The 26,855-nt window shown below is 62.6% G+C and carries 18 protein-coding genes; 11 read left to right on the forward strand and 7 right to left on the reverse strand.

Annotated elements, in window-relative coordinates; genetic code table 11:
- Positions 1 to 127: 127 nt before the first annotated feature.
- The gene (locus tag PQQ52_RS19020; RefSeq protein ID WP_408214369.1) at positions 128 to 1,018 is read right to left on the reverse strand and encodes an alpha/beta fold hydrolase; all 891 of its coding nucleotides are present in this window, start codon (positions 1,016 to 1,018) and stop codon (positions 128 to 130) included.
- 306 nt (positions 1,019 to 1,324) lie between these two features.
- On the opposite strand from PQQ52_RS19020, the gene PQQ52_RS19025 reads away from it, so the two are divergent.
- Entirely contained in the window at positions 1,325 to 2,284 is a 960-nt protein-coding gene (locus tag PQQ52_RS19025; RefSeq protein ID WP_201129319.1) for an NAD(P)H-dependent flavin oxidoreductase, read from the forward strand.
- Between the two features lie 58 nt (positions 2,285 to 2,342).
- Here the strand turns inward: PQQ52_RS19025 and icmF are convergent, their stop codons facing one another.
- From icmF to PQQ52_RS19045, 4 genes are all read right to left on the reverse strand, one after another.
- Complete coding sequence (icmF, locus tag PQQ52_RS19030; RefSeq protein WP_408214371.1) at positions 2,343 to 5,957, reverse strand: fused isobutyryl-CoA mutase/GTPase IcmF; 3,615 nt, start codon at positions 5,955 to 5,957, stop codon at positions 2,343 to 2,345.
- A gap of 237 nt (positions 5,958 to 6,194) precedes the next feature.
- Positions 6,195 to 7,139 carry a LysR family transcriptional regulator gene (locus PQQ52_RS19035; RefSeq protein WP_325046206.1) on the reverse strand — a complete coding sequence of 315 codons (945 nt, stop codon included), beginning with the start codon at positions 7,137 to 7,139 and terminating at the stop codon, positions 6,195 to 6,197.
- A gap of 221 nt (positions 7,140 to 7,360) precedes the next feature.
- On the reverse strand, positions 7,361 to 8,449 hold the full coding sequence (locus PQQ52_RS19040; RefSeq protein WP_408214374.1) for a porin: 1,089 nt from the start codon (positions 8,447 to 8,449) through the stop codon (positions 7,361 to 7,363).
- Positions 8,450 to 8,959: 510 nt separating this feature from the next.
- Positions 8,960 to 9,511: a hypothetical protein gene (locus PQQ52_RS19045; RefSeq protein ID WP_408214417.1), complete on the reverse strand. Its 552-nt coding sequence runs from the start codon at positions 9,509 to 9,511 to the stop codon at positions 8,960 to 8,962.
- A gap of 557 nt (positions 9,512 to 10,068) precedes the next feature.
- Between PQQ52_RS19045 and PQQ52_RS19050 the strand changes: the two genes are divergently transcribed.
- The 9 genes from PQQ52_RS19050 to PQQ52_RS19090 all read left to right on the forward strand — a co-directional run bounded on the left by PQQ52_RS19050 (position 10,069) and on the right by PQQ52_RS19090 (position 22,372).
- Entirely contained in the window at positions 10,069 to 11,097 is a 1,029-nt protein-coding gene (locus PQQ52_RS19050; protein WP_408214376.1) for a bile acid:sodium symporter family protein, read from the forward strand.
- 275 nt (positions 11,098 to 11,372) lie between these two features.
- Positions 11,373 to 13,226 (forward strand): EAL domain-containing protein, encoded by a 1,854-nt coding sequence (locus tag PQQ52_RS19055; protein ID WP_408214378.1) that lies wholly within the window; start codon positions 11,373 to 11,375, stop codon positions 13,224 to 13,226.
- Between the two features lie 200 nt (positions 13,227 to 13,426).
- Complete coding sequence (locus tag PQQ52_RS19060; RefSeq protein ID WP_408214381.1) at positions 13,427 to 14,413, forward strand: LacI family DNA-binding transcriptional regulator; 987 nt, start codon at positions 13,427 to 13,429, stop codon at positions 14,411 to 14,413.
- A complete protein-coding gene (locus PQQ52_RS19065) occupies positions 14,410 to 15,684 on the forward strand; it encodes an AGE family epimerase/isomerase (RefSeq protein ID WP_408214383.1) in 1,275 nt (424 codons plus the stop codon). The genes PQQ52_RS19060 and PQQ52_RS19065 overlap by 4 nt, the downstream gene beginning before the upstream one ends.
- 5 nt (positions 15,685 to 15,689) lie before the next feature.
- Entirely contained in the window at positions 15,690 to 16,598 is a 909-nt protein-coding gene (locus PQQ52_RS19070) for a carbohydrate kinase family protein (protein ID WP_408214386.1), read from the forward strand.
- A gap of 134 nt (positions 16,599 to 16,732) precedes the next feature.
- Entirely contained in the window at positions 16,733 to 16,963 is a 231-nt protein-coding gene (locus tag PQQ52_RS19075; protein ID WP_408214388.1) for a hypothetical protein, read from the forward strand.
- Positions 16,964 to 17,024: 61 nt separating this feature from the next.
- The gene (locus PQQ52_RS19080) at positions 17,025 to 17,270 is read left to right on the forward strand and encodes a hypothetical protein (protein WP_408214390.1); all 246 of its coding nucleotides are present in this window, start codon (positions 17,025 to 17,027) and stop codon (positions 17,268 to 17,270) included.
- Positions 17,271 to 17,507: 237 nt separating this feature from the next.
- On the forward strand, positions 17,508 to 18,476 hold the full coding sequence (locus tag PQQ52_RS19085) for an ion channel (RefSeq protein ID WP_408214393.1): 969 nt from the start codon (positions 17,508 to 17,510) through the stop codon (positions 18,474 to 18,476).
- A 308-nt stretch (positions 18,477 to 18,784) separates the two neighbouring features.
- On the forward strand, positions 18,785 to 22,372 hold the full coding sequence (locus tag PQQ52_RS19090) for an indolepyruvate ferredoxin oxidoreductase family protein (RefSeq protein ID WP_408214395.1): 3,588 nt from the start codon (positions 18,785 to 18,787) through the stop codon (positions 22,370 to 22,372).
- A 162-nt stretch (positions 22,373 to 22,534) separates the two neighbouring features.
- On the opposite strand, the gene PQQ52_RS19095 is transcribed toward PQQ52_RS19090, so the two are convergent.
- Positions 22,535 to 23,251 (reverse strand): copper homeostasis protein CutC, encoded by a 717-nt coding sequence (locus tag PQQ52_RS19095; protein ID WP_408214397.1) that lies wholly within the window; start codon positions 23,249 to 23,251, stop codon positions 22,535 to 22,537.
- A 175-nt stretch (positions 23,252 to 23,426) separates the two neighbouring features.
- Positions 23,427 to 24,695, reverse strand: a complete 1,269-nt coding sequence (locus tag PQQ52_RS19100; RefSeq protein ID WP_408214400.1) for a sensor domain-containing phosphodiesterase — start codon at positions 24,693 to 24,695, stop codon at positions 23,427 to 23,429.
- A 405-nt stretch (positions 24,696 to 25,100) separates the two neighbouring features.
- On the opposite strand from PQQ52_RS19100, the gene PQQ52_RS19105 reads away from it, so the two are divergent.
- The gene (locus PQQ52_RS19105; RefSeq protein ID WP_408214403.1) at positions 25,101 to 26,756 is read left to right on the forward strand and encodes a Na+/H+ antiporter; all 1,656 of its coding nucleotides are present in this window, start codon (positions 25,101 to 25,103) and stop codon (positions 26,754 to 26,756) included.
- Positions 26,757 to 26,855 lie beyond the last annotated feature (99 nt).

Below are 26,855 nucleotides of genomic sequence, written 5' to 3' on the forward strand. Positions count from 1 at the left end.
TACACGCGGCCGCGTCGTGGCCGCCTCGCGTTCGAGCGAAACTGCGGCCGCATCGAGCGGTAAACGAAACAGCAGCCGTTTCGTGCATGGCCGAGTCGGCGGCCGCATTGCATAGGAACAAAGCTTCTTACTGTTCGACCGCTTCGAAGAACGAAAGCATTTCCGCGACCAGCTCACCGGACGCCTCTTCGGGGATGTAATGCCCGCACGGCAATGAACGTCCGCTCACGTCCCGCGCCACGTGACGCCATTCCGCCAGCGCGTCGAAGCACTTCTCGATCACCCCCTTATCGCCCCACAGCACGCGCAGCGGACAGCCGATCTTGTGGCCGCGCTCGATGTCGGCCCGGTCGTGTTCGAGGTCGATGCTCGCCGACGCACGGTAGTCCTCGCACATCGCATGCACGGCGCCGGGTTGCGCCAGCGCGCTGCGATAGGCCTCAAGCGCTTCGGGCGCGAACGGCGCCAGGCCCGCGTGACGGCTGCCCATCACCGCATCGACATACGCGGCCGGGTTCGCGCCGATTAGCGTCTCCGGCAGCGGTTCGGGCTGGATCAGGAAGAACCAGTGGAAGTAATGCGTGGCGAAGGCGCGGTCGGTGGCTTCGTACATCGCGAGCGTCGGCGCGATGTCGAGCAGCATCAGACGCTCGACGGCGTCGGCATGATCGAGCGCCATCCGGTGCGCGACCCGGGCGCCGCGATCATGTGCGCATACCAGGAAACGTTCGAAGCCGAAGTGGCGCATCACAGCGACCTGATCGGCCGCCATCGCGCGTTTGGAATACGGCGTGTGATTGGCGTCGCTCGGTGGTTTGCCCGAGGCGCCGTAGCCGCGCAAGTCGGTCGCGATGACGGTGAAGTGTTCTGCCAGTTGCGCCGCGCAGCGCTGCCAGATCAGATGCGACTGTGGGTGGCCGTGCAACAGCAGAAGGGGCGGCCCTGCCCCGCCCTTCACTCCGAAAATATCGACGTCGCCCACGGCGACACGAAAGGGCGTGAAATCCTCGAAGGCCATAGCGGGTCTCTTATCGTTTGGGAGTCAAAGCATTGTAGGAGCGCAATGTGTCGACGCGGGGTGGGATAGCCCACGCAAACGTAGAACCTGAACACTCCTTCCAACTGTTCTAAACGGACATGGCGCGGCAGCTTCGCCTATAATCGAACGATCGTTCTTAAATTTAGAGCGACCGTGGCAAATGCGTGGTGAGATCGCGGCGGCATGACGCCGGTCAGCCTCACGCACCACCGGCCATGTGCCGCTAAACTCACAATCGCCGGGCGCACTACACCGCACCGGTCCGCTCATCAGGAGACTCGCACCATGGCATTGCCCGCCGTCCTGCAAAAACTCGCGCTGCCTGTCGTCGCTTCGCCGATGTTCATCGTCAGCTATCCCGAACTCGTGTTGGCTCAATGTAAGGCTGGCATCGTCGGCTCGTTCCCCGCGCTGAATGCTCGCCCGGCCGAACTGCTCGACGAATGGCTCACGCAAATTCAGGCACAGCTCGCCGAGCACAAGGCGGCCAACCCCGACGCAATCATCGGACCGATCGCCGTCAACCAGATCGTCCATCAGTCGAATACGCGGCTCGAGCACGACGTGCGGGTGTGCGTCGAACACAAGGTGCCGATTTTCATCACCAGCCTGCGCGCACCGGCGCGTGAGATCGTCGATGCGGTGCATAGCTACGGCGGCATCGTGCTGCACGACGTGATTAACCTTCGGCATGCGCAGAAGGCGCTGGAAGCGGGCGTCGATGGGCTGATCCTGGTGGCGTCGGGTGCAGGCGGCCATGCGGGCACGACCTCGCCGTTCGCGCTGGTCGGCGAAGTGCGGCGCATGTTCGACGGCCCGATCGTGCTGTCCGGCTCGATCGCCAACGGCGGCTCGATTCTCGCCGCGCAGGCCATGGGCGCGGACCTCGCCTACATGGGTACGCGTTTCATCGCGACCAAAGAAGCGCACGCGGTCGACAGTTATAAGCAGGCGATCGTCAATTCAACGGCGTCGGACATCATCTACACGAACCTGTTCACCGGCGTGCACGGCAACTACATCCGCGAAAGTATTCTGAACGCGGGGCTGGATCCGGACGCGCTGCCGGAATCGGACAAGACCGCGATGAACTTCGGCAGCGACAAGGCAAAGGCGTGGAAAGACATCTGGGGCGCAGGCCAGGGCGTCGGCTTGATGGATGATGTGCCGAGCGTTGGTGAGCTGGTTCAGCGTTTGACGAAGGAATATGACGACGCGAAAGCGCGGCTGGGGATTGCACGGTAAATGCCCGGTTAAGGCATTTTGCTGCGGCTCGGTTCTGGAGCCGCAGCATGTCCAGCACTCACATATTGCGGCGGTACTGTCCGCCCACTTCAAACAACGCGTGCGTGATTTGCCCAAGCGAGCAGACACGCACGACGTCCATCAGCACCGCGAACACGTTGTCATCGTCGATTACGGCGCGCTTCAGGCGTTCGAGCGCAGCGGGTGCGTCGTCACGGTGCTGCGCCTGAAAATCGCGCAGACGCTTCAACTGGCTCTGCTTTTCTTCGTCCGTGGAGCGGGCCAGTGCGATCGGCTGCGGCGCTTCATGCGGATGCGTGCTCAAAAACGTGTTCACGCCGACGATCGGATACGAGCCGTCGTGCTTGCGATGCTCGTACAGCATCGACTCCTCCTGAATGCGCCCGCGCTGATAGCCGGTTTCCATCGCCCCGAGCACGCCGCCCCGCTCGGTCAGTCGATCGAATTCCGCCAGCACCGCTTCTTCCACCAGATCGGTCAGTTCCTCGATCACGAAGCTGCCCTGATTCGGATTCTGATTCTTCGCGAGGCCCCATTCGCGGTTGATGATCAACTGGATCGCCACCGCCCGGCGCACTGAATCTTCGGTGGGCGTGGTGATCGCTTCGTCGAATGCATTGGTGTGCAACGAATTGCAGTTGTCATAGATCGCGATCAGCGCCTGCAGCGTGGTACGGATATCGTTGAAGTCGATCTCCTGCGCATGCAGGCTGCGGCCCGAGGTTTGCACGTGATACTTGAGTTTCTGGCTGCGCTCATTCGCGCCGTAGCTTTCGCGCATTGCAATCGCCCAGATGCGTCGCGCGACACGGCCGAGCACCGTGTACTCCGGGTCCATTCCGTTCGAAAAGAAGAACGACAGATTCGGCGCGAAATCGTCGATCGACATGCCGCGCGCGAGATAGGCCTCGACATACGTAAAGCCGTTCGCAAGCGTGTAAGCCAACTGCGAAATCGGATTCGCGCCCGCCTCGGCGATGTGATAGCCGGAGATCGACACTGAATAGAAATTGCGTACGCCGCGATCGACAAAATACGCCTGAATATCGCCCATGACCTTCAGGCTGAACTCGGTCGAAAAGATGCACGTGTTCTGGCCTTGGTCTTCCTTCAGGATGTCGGCTTGTACCGTGCCGCGCACGTTTTCCAACGCTGTACGGCGGGCGGCGGCGAGTTCTTCGCCAGTGGGTTCGCGTCCTTCCTGCTGCGCCCTATCGTTCAGACGCACAATCTGCTGATCGATCGCGACGTTGAAGAACATCGCGAGAATCGTCGGCGCCGGGCCATTGATCGTCATCGACACCGACGTCTCCGGCGCGCACAGATCGAAGCCGTCGTAGAGCGTCTTCATGTCCTCGAGCGTTGCGACGGAGACGCCCGAATTGCCCACCTTGCCGTAGATGTCCGGCCGCTCGTGCGGCTCTTCGCCGTAGAGCGTGACTGAATCGAACGCCGTCGAAAGACGTTTGGCCGGCATGCCTTCGGAGAGCAATTTGAAGCGGCGGTTGGTGCGGAACGGATCGCCTTCGCCAGCGAACATCCGTGTCGGATCTTCGTTTTCGCGGCGGAATGGGAACACGCCGGCAGTAAACGGAAAGTAGCCGGGAAGATTGTCGAGCATCAGCCAGCGCAGAATTTCGCCGTGGTCGACAAACTTCGGCAGCGCGACTTTGCGGACCTCGGAACCGGATAGTGTCGTGACGGTGAGTGCGGTGCGGATTTCACGATCGCGAACGCGGACGATGTGTTCGTCGCCGGAATAGCCGGCCACGGTTTGCGGCCAGGCTTCGAGCAGTTTGCGTTCGGGCTCCCCGAGGGCGGCGGTGCGTTGGGAGATGAGTGCGTCGAGTTGGGTTTGGGGCGTGTTCGCGGCGCCTGCCTCGGCACTTGTGCCTGTGCCTGTGCCTGTGCCTGTGCCTGTGCCTGTGCCTGTGCCTGCATCAGCTTCGCCGAGCATCCGCCGGGTTTCGGTGAGTTGCCAGCGCTCACGTGCCACGCGTGCTTGCGCGTCGGCACGCTCGCGGTATGCGTGAACGGTCTGTGCAACGTCCGCCAGATAGCGCACACGCGCCGGCGGCACGATGGCGTTACGGCCGCTCGAAAAGCGCAGGTCGCCGAGCACCGGCAGGCGGCCCCCGCCTGAAGGCAGGCCGTGTGTGCGCAGCGCCTCGGCGACATGGTGATAAAGCGAGGTCACGCCGTCGTCGTTAAAGCGCGAGGCGATCGTGCCGAACACCGGCATCGCATCGGGCGCCTTCGTGAAGTCGCCGCGATTGCGCTGCACCTGCTTCGCCACGTCGCGCAACGCGTCCGGTGCACCTTTACGGTCGAACTTGTTAATCGCGACGAAGCTGGCAAAGTCGAGCATGTCGATCTTTTCCAACTGACTCGCGGCGCCGAATTCGGGCGTCATCACATACAGCGATTCATCGACGAACGGTACGATCGCCGCATCGCCCTGCCCGATCCCGGACGTCTCGACAATGATGAGATGGAAGCCCGCGGCCTTGCACAACGTGAGCACGTCGGACAACGAGTCGGTGATTTCACTCGATGCGTCGCGTGTCGCCATGGAGCGCATGTAGACGCGCGCGCCGTTGCCCCAATTACCGATTGCGTTCATGCGAATGCGGTCGCCAAGCAGCGCGCCGCCGGATTTGCGGCGCGACGGGTCGATAGCCAGCACGGCGATGGTGAGAGCGTCGCCATGGTCGAGGCGAAAGCGGCGGATCAGCTCGTCAGTGAGTGAGGACTTGCCCGCGCCGCCAGTGCCGGTGATGCCAAGGACGGGAACCTCGATCGCTTCAGCCAGGGTCGATAGTATTTCCTGCTCGGCCGATTTGACACGGCCCGCTTCGAACGCGCTGATCAGTTGTGCAAGACGGCGGAAAGTGAAGGCGGCAGGGTCTGGCTGTTCGGGGGCGACGGCCGTGTTGGCCGTGTTGGCCGTGTTGGCCGTGTTGGCCGTGTTGGCCGCTGCAGTATTTACGATGTCGGCGACCTGGCTGGCGTAGAGGGTCCCGTCCGCTTGCCGGAGCTGGCCGGAAAGATCGCGCGCGTTGGCGTGATCCTCGGCACCTGGCTCGACATGAAACTCTGCGCGCGCCTCAAAACGCGGCAGCCCATTCGTCGACAAATCGGCCACCCACTCGCCAACCGGACTCTCCCATACGGCAGCAGCAGCACGCGCAACTTCAGCGCAGCGCCCAATCATGTCGTCGATCATGCCTTGCAGGCCGAGTCGCTGACCGTCGTGCGGCGAATAGATCTTCTCGACGCCGTAACGTTCGAGTTCGGCAATTTCTTCGGGGACGATTACGCCGCCGCCGCCGCCAAACACCTTGATGCGCTCGCCGCCACGCGCGCGCAGCAGATCGACGAGATAACGGAAGTATTCGTTGTGGCCGCCCTGGTAGCTCGACACGGCGACGCCATCGGCGTCTTCTTGCAGTGCCGCGGTGGCGACTTCATCGACTGAGCGGTTGTGGCCGAGGTGGATCACCTCAACGCCGCTCGCTTGCAGAATGCGCCGCATGATGTTGATCGACGCGTCGTGGCCGTCGAACAACGCGGCGGCAGTGACAAAGCGCAGGCGCCGGCCCGCTGGCAGCTTGTGGCCGCCAGCGCGCTGCGGCGTGGACAGATCGGTCATGTCTCCCCCAGATCGTTACGCGTATGGGTGCTGGCAACCAGTATAGCTAAACGGGTGGGAGCGCCTCGACCGGCCTGGCCGTACAAGCCGGCGCATCGGAGGCCCGGCGCGCACCGCTTGCTGCATTTGATGACCGGGGGCCGACCGTATCACTTACCGCGCTTGGTGACCGGGGGCAGGCCTTACCAGTTACAGCGTTTGGTAGCCGGGGGCAGGCCGATGCGCTTCTCCGGCCGCCTATCGCACCGCCAGCGCCTTGATCTGCTCCAGCGAAGGCCAGAGCGATTCGTTCGCGAACCGCTCGGCCAGGAAGTCGACAAACGAGCGCACCTTGGCCGACAGATGCCGACGGCTCGCATAGACCACGTGGATCGGCAACTCACGCGGCGGCACGTCGTCCACCAGCAGCGGCACAAGACGCCCTGCGGCCAGATCGTCGCCGATCACCTCGGTGCCGAGCATCGCGATGCCCGCGCCTTGCAGCACGATCACGCGCTGCGCCTCCAGGTGGTTGACGATCAGATTGCCGGACAGACGCACGCGCGGCGCGGCATCACCGGTCGCGGATGCGGACGCGATTTCGAGCGCGGACACACCCGCGTACTGCAGATAGTTGTGGCGCGCCAGGTCAGCAACGGTCTTCGGCGTGCCATGCCGGCGCAGATAGGCCGGCGACGCGCATAGCACCAGATGGGCGGTCGCAATCTGCCGCGCGATCAGCGAAGACGACTTCAGCCCGCTCGGCGAAGCCCGGATTGCGACGTCGAAACCTTCGTCGATCAGTTCGACCACGCGGTCCGACAGGGTCATGTCGACGGTGACCTGCGGATACTGTGCGGCGTAGTCGGCCACTGCGGCCATCACGTGGCTCAAGCCGAATGCCGACAGCGACGACACCCGCAAGCGCCCCTGCGGCACGACGCTCGCCGCGCCGACCACCTGCTCGGCTTCTTCGAGTTCGGTGAGCACCTGGCTCAGGCGCTCGTAGTATTCGCGGCCCGCCTCGGTCGGCGCGACACGCCGCGTGGTGCGGTTCAGCAAACGCGCGCCGAGCTGTTGTTCGAGATGCATCACGTGCTTGCTCGCCATGGCTGCCGACATCTCCATCCGTTCAGCCGCGCCGACAAAGCTGCCGACTTCGACCACGTGGCGGAACACTTTCATGCTGACGAGGGTATCCATCTCAATCGCTCGCTTCAGGAATCAATCGACGTCATTCTGCCGGGTTTATCAAAAGCTGGTCGGCAAATCGGGTAGAAGCAGGCACCAAAGGCGGACGCCAGAAGCGACAAAGCCCACCTTCCGAAGAAGGTGGGCTTTGCAGGCGTTGCCTGGTTCGGCAGGGTTGGCGTCACGCGGCACCTGCTCGCAGGCGCCGCCCGCCTTGCAGCCAGGCTGCTTGCTTAGAACTTCGCGCGCAGACCGACGCCGTACGTATCGCCGCTCGATTGGCTGCTGATCTTGTCGTACATATAAGCCGCGTAGACATCCGTACGCTTGGACAGCGGATAGTCGTAGCCGACCGAAGCCGTTTGACGGGTCTGGTTGAGGCCGCCACCGTCGCGCGAATAGGCGTACGACGCCATCACCGAGCCCGGACCGGCCGGGATCGTCACACCGCCCTGCCCCGTATTCACGTGCCAGCTTGAAGTGGTCTGCTGGTTATACGTGTACATGTACTGGCCATAGAACTTTACGAATTTCAGGTCGTACGTGACGCCTGCTTGCGCCACGCTCTGGCTCTTCAGACCCGGAATACCCGAGGTATCGAAGCTGCCGAGGTCGCCCGGCACGCTGTTGAAGTTCACGTACTGGTACACCGCGGTCGCCGCAAACGGGCCGTGGAAATACAGCACCTGCCCGCTCCACTTCTTCGAACCGTTCTCACCCGCCGTGTTGCCGAGCGCGTACATCGCCGTCGCGGACAGGCCGTTGAAGTTCGGCGATGCGTACGACACCGCGTTGCTCCAGCCCGAGTCGCCGGTCACGCCCATATCGGTCGAGTAGGTCGGGAACGTGCCGAGGCCGAGATACGTATGCCATACCATCGGCGAGAACTGGTACGAGTCGACGAACGGGTTGAACAGAATCGTCGACACGAACAGCGGCGTGGTCAGACGGCCTGCCGTCACCGTGCCGTACGGCGATTCGATACCGACGTACGCGTTACGCGAGAACATCGTGTCGCCCGTGAAGCGGCCATACTGGCCGTTCTGCGCGAGGAAGAAGCCTTCCAGCGCGAAGATCGCCTTATAGCCGTTGCCCAGATCCTCAGCCCCTTTCAAGCCCCAGTACGACGTCGACATGCCGCCACCGGACACCTGGACGGCCGTCTTGCCGCCCGGGAATTTCTGCGCGCCGACCCATTCGTCGACCTGACCGTAGAGTTGCACGCTCGATTGCGCAAAAGCAGACGATGCACTGGCCAGCAGGGCGGCACACGCGGTTGCCTTGAGGGTGGTCTTCAGCGCACTGCTGATGCTTGTTTTCATGGGTTCTCCTGTCTTTGTCAAAAGGGTGTGGCTGTGCGAAAGGGGGAGCTCGCGCGAATTGTTGTTGTCCGTTCGATCATCGAGCCAATCTGGGCGAGACCATCTTTGCGGACCATTTTTATGGACAAAAATATCGTGGGTTATTGCGGGTATAGCGGTCTGATTAGTTTTGTCACTTATCGGCCTGATAAAGCACTGGCCGCGTCCGAAGTCACCGCATTGCCATAGACCTCGCGGTCCGGCGCAAAGCGTTACTGACATTGCAGCCGACCGGGTGATAACGCTTCAGATGACAGGCGGATGACGCGTCGCGGCAAACACAACCAAATTTGACGACGGGAGAGGGTTTGCTGCCGAATGTTTTCAAAAAAGTGTGGCGTCGAAACGTCACATTGACAGAAGCTCTTTGAACGGCACGACGGGAGATGCCGCGGCAAACCGGCGTGAAAGCCGGAAAGGCGGATTCGGCGAAGCGTGGAAGGGGAATTCGGTGAGGCGAGGAGGGCGTGCTTAGTTACGGTACGGCAGGCCTTCCTGTTGACGCGGATCGTCCGTCTGGCGCTGCATTGAACGCGAGGAGCCGCGCTCTTCGTTGTAGCGGGCGACATCGGCGCGAATCGAACCGGCGCGAACTGGTGCGTTGGGCGGCGGCCGCGGCACTGCGCGCGATTCGGCGCTGACAGGGGTGATAGCGCCGGCGTACTGCATCCCGCCACGGCCCTCGTTCGGATATGCGCCCGGAGCGGTAACCCGGCGCATACCTGGGTTGTAGCCACCCAAGCCGTTGCCGTAGTTGCCGGCGGCGAAGTTCGCGCCGCCACGCGGCAAGTGCACGTTGCTGCCGGCCACGTTGTTGCGAGCCGGCCTTGCGTTGGCGGCGCCATAGTAATAGCCGCCGTTGCGCGCGTCACCACGCATTGCATGGCCCGCAGCGGCATGCGAGTAACCGCCACCACCACCGCCGCCGTGCGGCATGCCAGGCACTTTCGCGTAGGCGAACGAACACAGCGCAGCGATAACCGCGCCCAACGCCCAGTGCTTCGTTCTCGACAACCCGTCCACCAAGTGACTCACATGCCCGAAGACCTGCCTGAAATCCACCGTTCGAGCTGCGATGGACTTGTTCTGGGACCGGCACGAGCGCTGCGTATCTGTCGCGGCGCGGGGCATCCCGATGGCCTTTGAGCAGTAATTTATGGGCGCGGGCAAAGGGTGTCGAGCCAAAAAGTGTTAGGCCTCGAGCGCTGTTGTAACACCTTGTTACTGCGACGTTTTTCCGCGACAAGGCCCTTGCGCGAAAGCCTTGAAGCAGCTTGGTTGCGCGGCTGTATCGAGCCCCGCTTAACGTGCTTGCGTATGACGAATTTCAACCGGATTTTTCGCCGGAATGTCAAAACGCCAGTGGACCAAATAGAGACGGTCGCCAATACTGGAATTGGCCGTGGGCATCGGCGGAAGGCAGTCGATGCCGCAATTTAATGCATGAAGCTCATTAATCGATTCGGCAAATGAATTTGCATATTCAATCAGTTTTCAACAACAATAGTCGTTTCCCATAGCCTGAGGCGGGCGCATTCGCACGCGCCCTGCTTTCCGCGTCACCGAATCGAGATTCCGCCATGGCTCGCCCGAAACTGCTTCCCGACAATTTCACTTTGTGCCTCGTAAGCACCGTGATCCTTGCCAGTCTCCTGCCGGTTCACGGGCAAGCCGCCGTCGGGTTCAACTGGGTGACGAACATTGCGGTCGGCCTGCTGTTTTTCCTGCACGGCGCCAAGCTTTCACGCGAAGCGATTGTTGCGGGCGCGACGCACTGGCGCCTGCATCTGGTAGTGCTGCTCAGTACGTTCGCGCTGTTTCCGCTGCTCGGCCTCGCGCTTAAGCCGCTCCTTTCGCCACTTGTCACGCCGGCGCTCTACGCGGGGGTCCTCTTCCTCTGCACGCTGCCGTCGACGGTTCAATCGTCTATCGCGTTCACGTCCATTGCTAAAGGCAACGTGCCGGCCGCGGTGTGCAGCGCGTCGGCCTCGAGCCTGCTGGGTATCTTCATCACCCCCGCACTCGTCAGCCTCGTCGTCACCAATCAGGCTGCGAGCGGCGGCGCCTCGCCGTGGCATACGGTGGGCAACATCGTTCTGCAACTGCTGGTGCCGTTCGTGGCCGGGCAATTGCTGCGGCCGCTGATCGGCAAGTGGATCGAGCGTAATCGCGGCGTGCTGAAGTTCGTCGACCAGGGCTCGATCCTGCTGGTGGTGTACGGCGCGTTCAGTGAGGCCGTCAATGAAGGCCTGTGGCACCAGATCCCACTGTCCGCGCTCGGCGGCCTGCTGTTGATCTGCGTTGTGCTGCTCGCGCTCGCGCTGGCCGTGACGATCTTTGTCAGCAAACGGCTCGGCTTTAGCCGCGCCGATCAGATCACGATCATCTTCTGCGGTTCGAAGAAAAGCCTCGCCGCCGGCGTGCCGATGGCCAAGGTGATTTTCGCCTCGCATGCGGTGGGCGCCGTGGTCTTGCCGCTGATGCTGTTCCACCAGATCCAGTTGATGGTATGCGCCGCGCTCGCGCAGCGCTGGGGGGCTCGCGACACCAGCGGCGAAACCCGCGCGGCTTCGCGCGAGCGGGCCGCCGCCGCTGTCGCTCGCCGTTGAATATGCGCGCAATGCAAACAGGACATTCATAAGCGCCCTCCCTGAGCGTCATTTGAAGAAAGCCGCCTCGTGCGGCTTTTTTGTTATTTCACGCTCAAACGCCGCCGCTGTCGCCTCAGCCGGATGGCATAGGCAAAGTCCTGGCCGTGCAAAGCCAGCGGCCGCGAGCTCACCGCCGGGACGCACCACCGCGGTGCAACGCTTCACCAAAGGTTCACTTAATTCCAGGCGGGATGGGTCGATAAGACGAAGGTCGATCGCTACGCCTAACTGCCATGCAACTTCGTTCGCCCTCCCGATCCGCCACGCCGCGCATCGAGGAATTGATCGCCCGGCGTGACTTGTCCGCCGTCTTCCAGCCGATCATCGATTTCGACGACGGCGCGGTCCTCGGTTACGAAGGGTTGATTCGTGGGCCGGCCGGCACGCCGCTCGAAGCGCCATTCGCCCTGTTTTCGCAGGCGCTCGCCGAGGGCTGCGCGCTCGCGCTCGAGCAGGCCGCCGCGCGCACTTGCATCGAAGCGTTCGCGAGGCTCGATTTGGACGGCAAGCTGTTTCTCAATTTCAGCGCGGGCGCGATCCGTCAGTTGGCCACCGCGCTCGACGACACGCTCGCGCTACTGCGTCATCGCGGCGTCGATCCTCAACGAATCGTGATCGAGCTGACCGAGCAAAGCACGATTCTGGATGTTGCCAGCTTCCTGCCAGTGATTTCGTCGCTGCGCATGGCGGGCGCGCAATTCGCGCTCGACGACTACGGCACCGCGAACGCGAGCATGAATCTTTGGGTGCGCCTGCAACCGGACGTCGTGAAGATCGACCGCTTCTTTATTCACGGCATCGCCAGCGATTCAATGAAATTTGAAGCCGTACGCGCCATGCAGCACTTCGCCAGCGCAAGCGGCGCAAGGCTGGTGGCCGAAGGCATCGAAGACGAAGCGGATCTGATCGTGGTGCGCGACATGGGGATCGGCTGCGGGCAGGGCTATTTCTTCGGCCGGCCCCATGCCCAGCCGGCCCGCACCGTCACCGACGACGCGCGCGACGCACTGCGCGCCGGTCACATCGCCGTGTTCCCGGAGAACACGCGTACGGTGAGCAGCGCGTCGCCGTCGGGCGGCATGGCATCGGCGAAGATGATGGTGCATGCGCCGGCGCTACCGCGCCACGCGACCAACAACGACGTGCTCGAACTGTTCAACCGCCTGCCCGATCTGCACGCGGTGGCGGTGGTCGAGCACGACGAACCGGTAGCCCTGATCAATCGCCGCAGTTTCATGGACCGCTACGCACTGCCTTACCATCGCGAGCTATTCGGCAAGCGGCCGTGCCTGCTGTTCGCGAACGCATCGCCGGTGATCATCGAGCAATCGATGACCGTCGAGCAGATGGCCAAGCTGCTCGCGAGCGACGACCAGCGTTATCTCGCCGACGGCTTTGTCATCACCGACAACGACGGCAAATACGCCGGTCTCGGCACCGGCGAGAAGCTGGTGCGCGCGGTGACCGAGGTGCGTATCGAAGCCGCGCGCTACGCGAACCCGCTGACCTTCCTGCCGGGCAACATCCCGATCAGCTCGCACATCGCCCGCCTGCTGGGCAACGACGCGGGCTTCTGCGCGTGCTACGTCGATCTGAACCACTTCAAGCCTTTCAACGATCAGTACGGCTACTGGCAGGGCGATGAAGTCCTGAAATTCGCGGCCGCCGTGCTCGCCGACGTCTGTGACCCGACCCGCGATTTCCTGGGTCACGTCGGCGGCGACGACTTCCTGATCCTGTTCCAGAGCGACGACTGGCAGGACCGCGTGCTGCGCGCGATCCACCTGTTCAACGAGGGCGCGCAGCGTTTCTACGCACCCGCCGACCGGCTGGCCGGCGGCATCCACGGCGAAGACCGGCGCGGCAATCCGACCTTCTTTGTCTTTGTGACGATGGCGATCGGCTGCGTGCGCGTCGAGTCGGACGGCGGCCCCTCGCTTTACAGCAGCGAGGAAATCGCGTCCGTCGCGGCGCTGGCGAAGCGGCGCGCAAAGCACGAGACAAGCGGTTTCGTGCTGATCGATGCGGATGAGAGCGTGGCGCTGCTGCGTGGACAGGCGGAAGTGGCGGCGATGCCCTTCGACTAGGGGCGGGGCGGGTGCGGGCGCACCGCCAACGTGCTGTTTAGCATATTTTACTAAACAACGTAAAACACATCATAGTCAATATCTACGGGTATTTCCGGGGGCTGATCGCCTGCTCCCGAAGCTGATTCAACCTCGTTTTACTATACAATCGCCCGAATCCAAACACCGTGCGGCCACCCCACTTGCGGCCGCTTCATTCGATGGCCACAACCATCCGCGACGTCGCCCGTGCGGCCAGCGTGTCGATCGGCACCGTCTCGCGCGCATTGAAGAATCAGCCGGGCCTTTCGGAAGCCACCCGCGAACGCGTCGTCGAAGCGGCGCGGCAGTTGGGCTATGACGCCGCTCAATTGCGTCCGCGTATTCGCCGTCTCACCTTTCTGTTGCACCGTCAGCACAACAACTTCGCCGTCAGCCCGTTCTTTTCGCACGTGCTGCACGGCGTGGAAGACGCGTGCCGCGAACGCGGCATCGTCCCTTCCGTGCTGACTGCCGGTCCGACCGAAGACGTGATCCAGCAGATGCGCCTGCATGCACCGGACGCGGTGGCGATCGCCGGTTTCGTCGAGCCTGAAACGCTGACTACGCTGGTGGCGATGCAACGCCCACTCGTGCTGATCGACCTGTGGGCGCCTGGCCTGCGCTCCGTGAATCTCGACAACGCCGCGGGCGCCGCGCTCGCCATGCGACATCTGTTCGAACAGCAGCGCAAGCGCGTCGCGTTCATCGGCGGCTCGCTCGCGCACTTCAGCATTGCCCAGCGCGCGCTCGGTTACCGGCGCGCGTTTTTCGAAGCGGGGTTGCTGTTCGACCCATCGCTTGAAGTCCCCATCGACGCCGGCCTCGATCCCGCCAGCGGCGCCGCGCGCGCGATGCATCAGTTGCTCGACGCGCCCGGTCCGCGGCCCGACGCCGTATTTGCCTACAACGACGCCGCCGCGCTCGCCGCGCTGCGCGCGTGCCTCGCGCGCGGCATCCGCGTGCCCGAGGACATCGCGATCATCGGCTTCGACGACATTCCCGCCGCCGCTCATGCCACGCCGCCGCTGTCGACCATTTCGGTGGACAAGGAAGCGCTCGGCCGGCGCGGCGTCGAATTGCTGCTTGAAGACACACCCGCAGAACTCGAAGTCCGCTTGCCCGTCCATCTCATTGCCCGTGCCAGTACTTTGGTAAAAACGCCATGACGCAATCCGATCTGCTTCACCCCGCCAACAGCGCCACCGCGGCGCCGCCCGTCGAGAGCTTCCGCAGCCGCGACTTTCTACTCTCTCACGTACGGGACACGCTGCATTTTTACGCGCCGAACGTACTCGATCCGAGCGGCGGCTTCTTCCATTTCTTCCGCGACGACGGTTCGGTCTACGACAAGACCACGCGGCACCTGGTAAGCACGTGCCGCTACGTCTTCAACTACGCGATGGCGTATCGCCAGTTCGGCGACCCGCAGCATCTCGAGTACGCACGCCACGGTTTGCGCTTCCTGCGCGAAGCGCATTGGGACGCTGAGCACGACGGCTACGACTGGGAGCTCGAGTGGCGCGACGGCCGCAAACACACGCTCGACGCGACGCGCCACTGCTACGGCCTCGCGTTCGTGCTGCTCGCGTATTCACATGCGGCGATGGCCGGCATCGAAGAAGCCAAACCGATGATTGGTGCGACCTTCGAGTTGATGGAACACCGCTTCTGGGACGCCGCCGCCGGTCTCTACGCCGACGAAGCGACACCCGACTGGCGCGTCAGCTCGTACCGTGGCCAGAATGCGAACATGCACACCACCGAGGCGCTGCTGACCGCCCACGAAGCAACCGGGCACCTGGTCTATCTCGATCGTGCGGAACGGGTGGCGTCGAATATCACGCTACGCCAGGCGAAGCTGTCGCAGGGTCTCGTGTGGGAGCACTTTCACGCGGACTGGTCGGTCGACTGGCATTACAACGAGGAAGACAGCTCGAACATCTTCCGTCCGTGGGGCTTTCAGCCGGGGCACCAGACCGAGTGGGCCAAGCTGCTGCTGATTCTCGAGCGTTATCGTCCGTTGCCGTGGCTCCTGCCGCGCGCCATCGAGTTATTCGACGCTGCGATGACCCATGCCTGGGACGAAGATCACGGCGGCCTCTATTACGGCTTCGGCCCGGACGGCACCGTGTGCGATCACGACAAGTATTTCTGGGTCCAGGCGGAGACGTTCGCAACGGCGGCGCTGCTCGGCAAGCGCACCGGCAATGAACGCTTCTGGGATTGGTACGACGAGATCTGGCGCTACAGCTGGGCGCATTTCGTCGATCACAAGTACGGCGCGTGGTACCGCATCCTCACGTGCGACAACCGTAAGTACAGCGACGAAAAGAGTCCGGCCGGCAAAACCGACTATCACACGATGGGCGCGTGCTACGAAGTGTTGGCGCACGCATTGCCTGACGGCGCGGCCGCTGCGTCCGAATCCGCGGAGTAAGCAAAATGAGCGCGAACAACGAATTCCCCTTCTTCGTTTCAGCCGGCGACATCCTCACCGATCTCGTACGGACCGGTGACTCGCAATGGCTCTCGCGCCCTGGCGGCGCCGGCTGGAATGTTGCGCGCTGCGTTGCGCAGCTCGGCTTGCCGACAGCGTGTGCCGGATCGCTAGGCGTCGACAATTTTTCCGATGAACTGTGGAGCGCGAGCGTCGCCGCGGGTCTCGACATGCGCTTCATGCAGCGCGTGGAACGCCCCCCCTTGCTGGCGATCGTTCATCAAACGCATCCGCCTGCGTACTTTTTCATGGGTGAGAACGGCGCTGATCTGGCGTTCGACCCTGCTCACTTGCCGGCGGGCTGGATCGGGCAGGTGAAGTGGGCACATTTCGGTTGCATCAGCCTGGTGCGTCAGCCTCTTGGCAATACGCTCGCTGCTTTGGCCGCCGAGTTGCGCTCGCGCGGTGTGAAGATCAGTTTCGATCCGAATTACCGGAACCTGATGGAGCACGGGTACGAACCCACGTTGCGAAAAATGGCTGCGCTGGCGGATCTGATCAAGGTGTCGGATGAGGATTTGCGGATGCTGTTCAAGACGGACGACGAGGCGGCCGCGCTGGCGCAGTTGCGTGCCATGAATCCCGCAGCCACCGTGCTGGTGACGCGCGGGCCGGAAACGTCCATGTTGATCGACGGCGCCATGATTGTGGAGGCCGAGCCGCCCCGGGTTGAGGTTGTCGATACCGTGGGTGCCGGGGATGCGTCTATTGGCGGTCTGCTATTCAGCCTGATGACCGCGCCGCAGCGAGCCTGGCCGGAGCATCTTGCCTTTTCTTTGGCTGCCGGAGCGGCGGCTTGCCGCCACGCGGGTGCGCATGCGCCTTCGCTGGATGAGGTTGTCGCGCTGCTGTAGTTTTTTTGCCTTGTGCGGCGCGTATTGTTGCAGACAATCGGTTGTCAATACCGGGCGCCGCGCAGGCGAAAAACCGAACCTCGATCATCGTGCTAGGATGAAAAGCCCAACCCTTTGGAAGAAGGAGCGTCGCCATGGATGACATCACCTACACCAAGGGCATCTACACGGCCGCCGCCTCAATAAGAGAAGTACGAAGCGACACGTGGCAGGGCGTCGTTACCCTTTCCCGCGACGAAGGCGGGGCAAGCGCTGACCAGGAAACCACGGTCTACGAAGTCGAAGCCACCTCGTCCACACCGGAGGAAGCCCTCGAAGAAGCCAAAGCCCTCGCGCACCGCATCCTCGGGGAAATCGAACTTTAGGCAACCCGGCGCCGCGCCCATCGCACAGTGCCATTCCTGAATCAACCGGCTGGAGGCGATCATGGCTGAACAGCTCTTCCTCTACGGCGTGTACTCGATTCACGTCCGCCCTCTCGAACTCAACGGCGCACGCTGGGACGCGGAATACGAAATCCGGCATCGCGAGAAAGCCGTCAAGTCGTGGACCACCGTCGGCGGCGACAACGGTTACGCGGACGAAGCCGAAGCAGTCGTCGCAGCGCACCTGCAAGCCGTCGACGACATCGAGCACGGCGCCGGTATTCCGAAGCCGCGGGCCTTTCCGTAGCCCCTCGGCGGGGGCATTGACGAAGGCGTGTGCGGTCCGTCGAGCGAGCGGAATCGCACGATCTCGTGCGCGCTCGTCCGAAGCACCGCGAGCCGCGCCCGAGAAGCGTCACCTCCCGGTCCCCGCCGCACGCCTTAGCTGCGCCACTTTCAACGCCACCGCAACGCGCTGGAAATCAGCTTCCGCGCGCTAGCCGGCGTGCTACGCTTTACGCGTTTTCATCTCCACGAGCACGCGATGGCCATTGAACCATCAGATCGCCTTTCCAGCATCGCCGACGACGAAGCGCGTGCGCAGAAACGTCGCGCGCGCGGCAGCCGGGAATTGCGTCTGGACGATCGCGTGGTCATTGCACACGGCATGCCGACGCCGCTCTGGCAGGATCTCTATCACCGCGCGCTCGTCGTCCGCTGGCCGACGTTCTTTGTCTCGCTCGGGGTTTTGTTCCTGCTGCTCAACACCGTGTTTGCCACGCTCTACATGCTCGGGCGGGCATCGATCGCCAATCAGTTTCCATCAGGTTTCGGCGGCGCGTTTTTCTTCAGCGTCGAAACGCTCGCGACGGTCGGCTATGGCGACATGCACCCGCAAACTATTTACGCCCACTGGATCGCGACGCTGGAGATCTTTGTCGGCATGTCCAGTATCGCGTTGGCGACGGGGCTGATCTTCGCGCGCTTTTCACGGCCCCACGCGAAGATCATGTTTGCCCGCTACGCGGTCGTGCGGCCGCTCGAGGGCCGCATGACGCTGATGGTGCGCGCCGCCAACGCACGTCAGAATGTGATCGCCGAAGCGCGTGCGAAGCTGCGCCTCATGCGGCTGGAGACCACCGATGGTTATACGCTGCGCAAGCTCTACGATCTGACGCTGGTGCGCGACCAGCATCCCGTGTTTAAACTGGGCTGGGTGATAATGCACGTCATCGACGAAAATAGTCCGCTGTTCGGCGAAACCGCCGAAACGCTCATAGGTCGTGATGCGTCGCTGTGGCTCACGCTCGAAGGGGTCGACGAATCGACCTCGCAGACCATGCAAGCGCGCCATATGTGGGCTTGCGAGCAGATCCGCTGGCAATACCGCTTCGTCGACGTCATGCGGGAGGAAGGCGGCGTGAGTCACATCGATTACTCGCATTTCGACGAGGTCGTACCGTTCGACTCAACGCCGGTCGCCGCGCCGATGGCCAAAGCGCCCGCGCCGTAGGGTACTCAACGGTAGACCACCCGCGTTGAAGGGTATTCGGCCGCCGCCCGCAAAAAGGTCGGGCCCGCGCCCAGGCTGATTCCACCCTCGCGCCACGCACCAGGGCATACCCGAACCCGCCAGCCGCGTGGCAGATCCATCTCAAAACTTCATTAAAACGCGCGCCCCGTCGCGCGGTTTCGTTGAACGCCTAGCCAAGTAGAAAAAATTCACTCCAATAGGCGCTAAAAAATAGAGTCTCTTTCGCTGCGTCACTTTTGGTGGTCCCCATCCACGGCGCGCGGACGCAAAACAATGGAGACTCACCCATGACCGCTCGCCTGCCCCTCGACGGCACGCCCGCTCTCGCCGACTACAAGCTGTCCGACAATCTCACCGCCACGCGCGGACGAATCTTCCTGACCGGCACGCAGGCGCTGGTGCGCCTTGTGCTGATGCAACGCGCGCTGGATAAGGCGCACGGCATGAACACCGCGGGTTTCGTCAGCGGCTATCGTGGCTCGCCGCTCGGCATGGTCGACCAGCAGTTGTGGAAAGCGCAGAAATTGCTCATGGCGAGTGATATTCGCTTTTTACCGGCGATCAACGAAGAACTCGGCGGCACCGCCGTGCTCGGTACGCAGCGAGTGGAATCGGACCCGGAGCGCACCGTCGAAGGCGTATTCGCAATGTGGTACGGCAAAGGTCCCGGCGTGGATCGCGCGGGCGATGCGCTGAAGCACGGCAACGCGTACGGGTCGTCGCCGCACGGCGGCGTGCTGGTGGTGGCGGGCGACGATCACGGCTGCGTGTCGTCATCGATGCCGCATCAGAGCGACTTCGCGTTGATGGCATGGCATATGCCAGTGGTGAATCCGTCGAACATTGCCGACATGCTCGAATTCGGCCTATACGGCTGGGCGCTGTCGCGTTTCTCGGGCGCGTGGGTCGGCTACAAGGCGATTTCGGAAACGGTCGAATCCGGCTCGACGGTCGACCTGGATGCGCTGCAAACCGAATGGACGATTCCGCAGGATTTCGAATCACCGGCTGGTGGCCTGCATAACCGTTGGCCCGATCTGCCGAGTCTGACGATCGAATCGCGGATGCACGCGAAGCTCGACGCGGTGCGTCATTTCGCGCGCACCAACAGCATCGACAAATGGATCGCGCCGAGTCCGCATGCGAACGTCGGCATCGTCACGTGCGGCAAGGCGCATCTGGACTTGATGGAAACGCTGCGCCGGCTCGATCTGACAGTCGCGGATCTGGAAGCAGCCGGTGTGCGGATCTATAAGGTCGGCTTATCGTTCCCGCTGGAAATGACGCGCATCGATGCGTTCGTTTCCGGTCTGTCTGAAGTACTGGTGATCGAAGAGAAAGGCCCGGTCATCGAGCAGCAAATCAAAGACTATCTGTACAACCGTACTCAAGGTACGCGGCCGATCGTAGTCGGCAAGAATGCTGAAGACGGCACGCTGCTGCTGTCGTCGCTCGGTGAATTGCGGCCGTCGCGTATTCTGCCGGTGTTCGCGAACTGGCTCGCGAAGCACAAGCCGGCGCTCGATCGCCGTGAGCGTGTGGTCGATCTGGTTGCGCCGCAAATCCTCTCGAATGCGGCGGATAGCGTGAAGCGTACGCCGTATTTCTGCTCGGGCTGCCCGCACAACACATCGACCAAAGTGCCTGAGGGTTCGATCGCGCATGCGGGGATCGGCTGTCACTTCATGGCGTCGTGGATGGAGCGCGACACCACCGGCCTGATTCAGATGGGCGGTGAAGGCGTCGATTGGGCGTCGCATTCGATGTTCACGAAAACACGCCACGTATTTCAGAATCTCGGCGACGGTACCTACTTTCACTCGGGCATTCTCGCGATCCGTCAGGCGGTGGCCGCGAAAGCCACCATCACGTACAAGATTCTTTATAACGACGCCGTCGCGATGACGGGCGGCCAGCCGGTCGACGGCAGCATCTCCGTGCCGCAGATCGCGCGTCAGGTGGAAGCCGAGGGCGTGTCGCGTTTCGTCGTGGTCAGCGACGAGCCGGAGAAATACGACGGTCACCACGACCTCTTTCCGAAGGGCACGACGTTCCACCATCGCAGCGAAATGGACACCGTTCAGCGCGAGTTGCGCGACACCGACGGCGTGACCGTGCTGATCTACGACCAGACCTGCGCGGCGGAAAAACGGCGGCGCCGGAAAAAAGGCGAGTTTCCCGACCCGGACAAGCGTCTCTTCATCAACGAGGAAGTTTGCGAAGGCTGCGGCGATTGTGGTGTGCAATCGAACTGTCTGTCGGTCGAGCCAGTTGAAACCGCGTTGGGCCGCAAGCGCCGCATCGATCAATCGTCGTGCAATAAAGACTTTTCCTGCGTGAACGGCTTCTGCCCAAGCTTCGTCACGGTGGAAGGCGGCAAGCTGAAGAAAGCCGCGGGCGTCGCGTTCGATCCGGTAGCGCTCGCTGCACGCGTCGAAGCCTTGCCGATTCCCGCGACGCATCTCGATGCCGCGCCGTACGACATTCTGGTGACGGGCGTTGGCGGCACGGGTGTCGTGACGGTCGGCGCATTGATCAGCATGGCAGCGCATCTGGAAGGCAAGAGCGCGTCGGTGCTCGACTTCATGGGCTTCGCGCAAAAGGGCGGCTCGGTGTTGTCGTTCGTGCGCTTCGCCGCGCGCGACGAGTGGCTCAATCAGGTGCGTATCGACACGCAACAAGCCGACGTGCTGCTCGCCTGCGATATGGTGGTCGGCGCGAGCGCCGATGCCTTGCAAACGGTGCGTCATGGCCGCACGCGCATCGTCGTGAACACGCATGCCATTCCGAACGCGACCTTCGTGCAGAACCCTGACGCGACGCTGCATGCCGATGCGTTGATCGACAAGATGCGCCACGCGGCAGGCGAGGACCACATGTCGACATGTGACGCCCAGGCGCTCGCCACGCGTTTCCTTGGCGACACCATCGGCGCGAACATTCTGATGCTCGGTTATGCCTGGCAACTCGGCCTCGTGCCGGTTTCGTTCGGTGCGATGATGCGCGCGATCGAGTTGAACAACGTCGCTGTTCAGATGAATCAACTGGCATTTTCGATTGGACGGGTTGCTGCGCAAGACCCGGCTGCGCTGGAATCGCTGTGGCAAGCACGGCATCTGGCAAAGCCTGCAGTGCGCGTCGATACGCTTGACGAACTGATCGCGCATCGCGAGGGTCGTCTGCAAACCTACGGTGGTTCGAGCTACGTGAATCGTTATCGCGCGCTAGTCGATGCGGCGCGTCGTGCCGAAACCGCGATCGATGCAAAGAGCGAGCGCATCACGCGTGCAGTAGCGACGACGTTCTATCGCCTGCTCGCGGTGAAGGACGAATACGAGGTGGCGCGCCTGCATACGGATAGCGCATTCCGTGAAGCACTGGAAGCGCAATTCGAAGGTGTCGCAGGCAAGGACTTCGGCATCAAGTTCAATCTTGCGCCGCCGACACTCACGCGTCCGCGGCCGGGCGTCAATCCGACCAAGAAGACGTTCGGTCAATGGATGTGGCCGGTGCTTGGCGTGATGGCGAAATTCAGCGGCCTGCGCGGCACGATGCTCGATCCGTTCGGCCGCACGCTTGAACGCAAAATGGAACGCGAACTCGCCGACGACTACGAAATCACGCTGCAACGCGTGTTCTCGAAGCTCAATGCGGACAATCTGGACGACGTCGCGAAGCTCGCCGATCTACATGCTCGGGTACGCGGCTATGGCCACGTGAAGCTGGCAAATCTGGCAGGTGTGAAGCGTGGTGAACGCGATCTCGCAGCACGCTTGCAGATCGAAGCGGCGACGAGCGCTTCGGTGAAGAAGTCGTTGGAAGAGGTGAAGGGCGCCGGGCAGTTGCGCGGGATACCGGTGGTCGTCGCGAAGTAGTTCTTTCGTCCGTTGATGAAAAATGCCGCTTCGGGTTGAACCCCGACGCGGCATTTTTTCGCCTGGTGGATTTGTCACGCGTTGCGTCTGGCAGCGTTGATTTTCTGTCGGATCTTATTGCTACGCGTTGCGCCCAATAGCGTTGATTTTTTGCCTGGTGCATCAGCCATGGTTTGCGTCCACTAGCGATCGTACCTGCGCGACTTTTGCCGCATCGACGGGCGCGAGTCCGTTGCCTCCGACGCGTACGCCCGAACCGAAGTGAACCGCTTGAACGTGAGTCGCGCTCACGAAGCCAGCGACTGCATCAATCGTCAAACCTGCACCCGCCAGCACAGTGCAATGTAAGCCGGACGCTTGCCGCACCAGGTCACGTACGATCGACTCTGCCTGCAACACCGACGGCTTGCCGCCCGAGGTCAGTACATTCGTCACGGCATCAAAACCGAGCAGCACGTCGAGCGCCTTTTGCAGGTCGCGCGTTTCGTCGAACGCACGATGGAACGTGATCGCCAGACCATCGGCCGCATCGATTGCACGCGCGAGGCCGTCGCGGTCGATCTCGCCATCAGCCGTCAGCATGCCGATCACCACGCCGTTCGCGCCGGCCGCCTTGACTGCCCGCACGTCGCGCAGCATCACCGCGTAGTCGTCGGCGTCGTACACGAACGAGCGGCTATGCGGCCGCACGATGACGTTGACCGGGACGCCGGCCGCCGGGACGCCGGCCGCAGCAACCACCGCTTCGATCAACCCAAGGCTCGGCGTCAAACCGCCTTCGCCCATCGCGGTGACGAGTTCAAGGCGGTTCGCACCCGACTGCGCGGCAAGCCGGGCGTCGGCAACGGTCGTGGCGATGACTTCGAGTAGGACGGACATAAGGGCGACTGAGTATCGTTAAAAACGACATGATCTCAGAACCGGCGCTCGCACTGCCAATCTGAGCCACCGGCGCCGCCACTCACTGTTCCTATCTAAACCATCAGAGCCGCTACTGGCCCTTCCATTCTGAACGACCAGAACCGCCGCCCCCCCAATCAAACCAGCGGAACCGCTATTCCTCGACCCAATCGATATCACCGCACAGCACGCAAATCTGCTCACCAACACGTGTCGCCACCGACAGCGTCACGCATGGCAACGCCTCGTTGATCGACAGATACGGACGCGTCACATGCACACGTTCCGGCGCATTGATCGCCGCGCGGAAATACGGACGACGCAGCCAGTTCGCGCCTTGCGCATCGGCAAGCGGCAAAAAGCGCGTTTCATGCGCTGCGCGATCGGCGCGCAACACGACATTGCGGCCCGCCTGCTTGCCCTTCGCATCAAGCAGGAAGCAGCGCGCGGCATGGTCGAGCGCGAGGAAATTCCAGCACACTTCCTCAAGGGGTTCGCCGGCGGCGAGCCGTTCCGCGGCACGTTCGAACGCCCGTAAATACGGCGTGAGACGGCTTGCATTGCGGCGCTCGCGCGCTTCGGCCTGGTCGCGATAGCGTTCGGTCACTTCGCTGATGCAAGTCACGGCGTGCGCCGCGTCGGCCGCGCCGGGATTCGGCCGGCCGAAGAAAAAACCCTGTACGAAGTCCGCGTCGCAGGCGAGCGCCATCTGCGCTTCATACTCCGTTTCGACGCCTTCGACCAGCACCAGCTTGCCCGCTTCATGCAGCAGCGCCACCAGTCCCGGCAGGATCGTCGCCATATCCGCGCGATGCGCGGCGTGCGAGAGCATGATGCGGTCGAGCTTCACGATATCGGGATTCAATTGCCAGATCCGTTCGATATTCGAGTGGCCCGCGCCGAAGTCGTCGAGTGCAATCAGGAAGCCACGCTCACGGAACTGCCGCACCGCATCGGCAAGACGTTCGAGATCTTCCGCGCGCTGTTCGAGCACCTCGAGCACGATGCGCCGCGGTGGCAGATCGAGGCGCTTCAGCGTGGCCAGCAAGGCGGCGGCGTAATACGGATCGGTCAGCGCGCCGGGATGAACGTTCAGGAATAGCCATTCGCGCTCGGCGCCGAGCACCTTGAAATTCTCAAGATGCAGGGTCTGGGCGAGCCGGTCGACCTGCAACACGTCGCCCAGACGCGCCGCCTCGCCGAAGACGTCGAGCGGCGACACGGGCCGGTCGAGCGCATCGTGCGCGCGCAGCAACCCCTCGTAGCCGACCGCCCGCATATGCGACAGGCTGAAAATCGGCTGAAACACGCTGGTCAGCGTCAGCTCGCCATGCTGCGCAGAAAAACGTTCGAGCCCCGACGTCACCTCGACGTCGAAGCCATGCGGCGCGCTGGCCGTCCTTTCCTGTTGCGCAATCGTCATGCAATCCTCTCACGCGAGAGCCGGGCCGGTCCGAACGCGGAAGCGAACAACCTCGGCACCGTTTCTCAAAATGTGCGTCATCGATATTCCTTAAGCAAGCTCCGTGCGCACGCTGGCGCACATTCGATCGAAATTTGCATGAAAGATTGCACCGGCGAAAGAGAAGATGCGCCGCCTGCGGGCGCAATGCGCACCGTTAAGGTGCACAGCCTTACCTCGACGCTCGCCGGCCACGCTCGCGGAGCATTGCCGTGCACTCGCCGTAGTCTTGCCGGGTTGACGATGACGTGACGCGTCGTCGGGCTAAACTTCGGCCTTATGCCTCACGCACGCCTCGTGACTGATATATGGCGACATCGCCGGCTATCGCAGAGGAAGCGCCGTTATATCTTCAGAAATAGACCGATGGATATTGTCTTTACCGTACTGATTCTTTTGCTCGCTGTCGCCGCTTCCGGCGTCGTTACCCGGATGCTGCCGATCGCCTTGCCGCTGCCGCTCGTCCAGATCGCGATCGGCGCGTTGCTCGCATGGCCCAGGCTTGGACTCCACGTCACGTTCGATCCGGAAATTTTCATGATGCTGTTCATTCCGCCGCTGCTGTTCGCGGATGGATGGCGCATTCCCAAACGCGAATTGTTCATGGCGCGCCGCTCCGTTCTGATGCTTGCGCTCGGCCTGGTTTTCATGACGGTGCTGGCGGTCGGTTACTTCGTGCATGCACTGGTGCCGTCGATCTCGCTGCCGGTCGCATTCGCGCTGGCTGCGGTGTTGTCGCCGACGGATGCGGTGGCGCTGTCAGGTATCGCCGGCAAGGGCAAGATTCCTGGACGGCTGATGCACATCCTCGAAGGCGAGGCATTGATGAACGACGCGTCGGGCCTTGTCGCGTTGAAGTTCGCGATTGCCGCGGCGCTGACGGGTGTGTTCTCGTTGCGCGATGTGTCGATCAGTTTTGTGATCATCGCGGTGGGTGGTCTCACGACGGGCGCCGCGGTGAGCTGGGTGTTCAGTTTTGTGTCGGCGCGCTTTCTGAGTCTTAACGAAGAAGGCGATCCGGCGCCCGGTGTGGTGATGACCCTGCTGATTCCATTCGCCGCTTATCTGATCGCCGAGCGCTTCGAGTTGTCGGGCATTCTGGCTGCGGTCTCGGCCGGCATGATGATGAATTACGCGAGCATTGTGAATGTCGGACCGGTTTCGTCGCGAGTGCGCGCGAACAGCACGTGGACGATGATCGAGTTCGTCTTCAACGGCATGGTGTTCATTCTCCTGGGACTGCAGTTTCCGCACATTCTTGGCCGGGCGCTGCTCGACGCGCACGAAACCAGCGACGCGCAGGTGTGGCTGCTGATCGGCTACATCGCCGCTGTGGCGGCGGCGCTTTACGCGCTGCGCTTCGTATGGGTCTGGCTGCTGCGCTGGTTCGCGAGCCGCGGCGCGGCGAAGCACGGCATGGTGAACGCCGTGCCGGGCTTGCGCACGGTCACGGTGACGACGGTAGCCGGCGTACGTGGCGCGGTGACGCTGGCGGGCGTGTTGTCGCTGCCCGAGGTGTTGCCGGGCGGTGCGCCGCTGCCGGGGCGTGACCTGGCGATTTTCATTGCTTCTGGGGTGATTCTGCTATCGCTGCTGGTGGCGGTGGTGGCGCTGCCGTTGTTGTTGCGGGGCTGGCGGCGGGGTAAGGATCCGCATGCCGCGGAGGAAGCGCTGGCGCGCACGACGGCGGCACAAGCGGCGATTCGCGCCGTCGACGAATTGCACGATGTTGAGTGTGCGGATCTTGATGAGTCGGCATCGGCTTATGCCGTGGATGTCACTGCGAGGGTGATGGATGTTTATCGGCGCCGGCTCGTCACGCTTGGAGACGAACAGGAGCCGCGGGAGTTGGCGCGCCGTGCCGATGCGCTGGAATTCCGGATGAAGTTGGCGGCGATGAGGGCTGAGAGGAAGGCGCTGCTTGCGCTGCGCAATAGTCAGGAAATCAATGATGAGACTTTGAATAAGCTCATGCGGGAGGTGGATTTGTCGGAGACGGCGCTTACTGTTCGGAGGAAGTGAGGGTTTGGGGTTGATTTTGCCTTTAGCGTGGTTTGGTTGTTTGCCTGCGGTGGTGGGATTTGTTGGTTTTGTTTGCCTGCGCGGCGCTTATTGTCTGGT

Source organism: Paraburkholderia sediminicola (genome assembly GCF_046030555.1).
GTDB classification, from domain to species: domain Bacteria; phylum Pseudomonadota; class Gammaproteobacteria; order Burkholderiales; family Burkholderiaceae; genus Paraburkholderia; species Paraburkholderia sediminicola_E.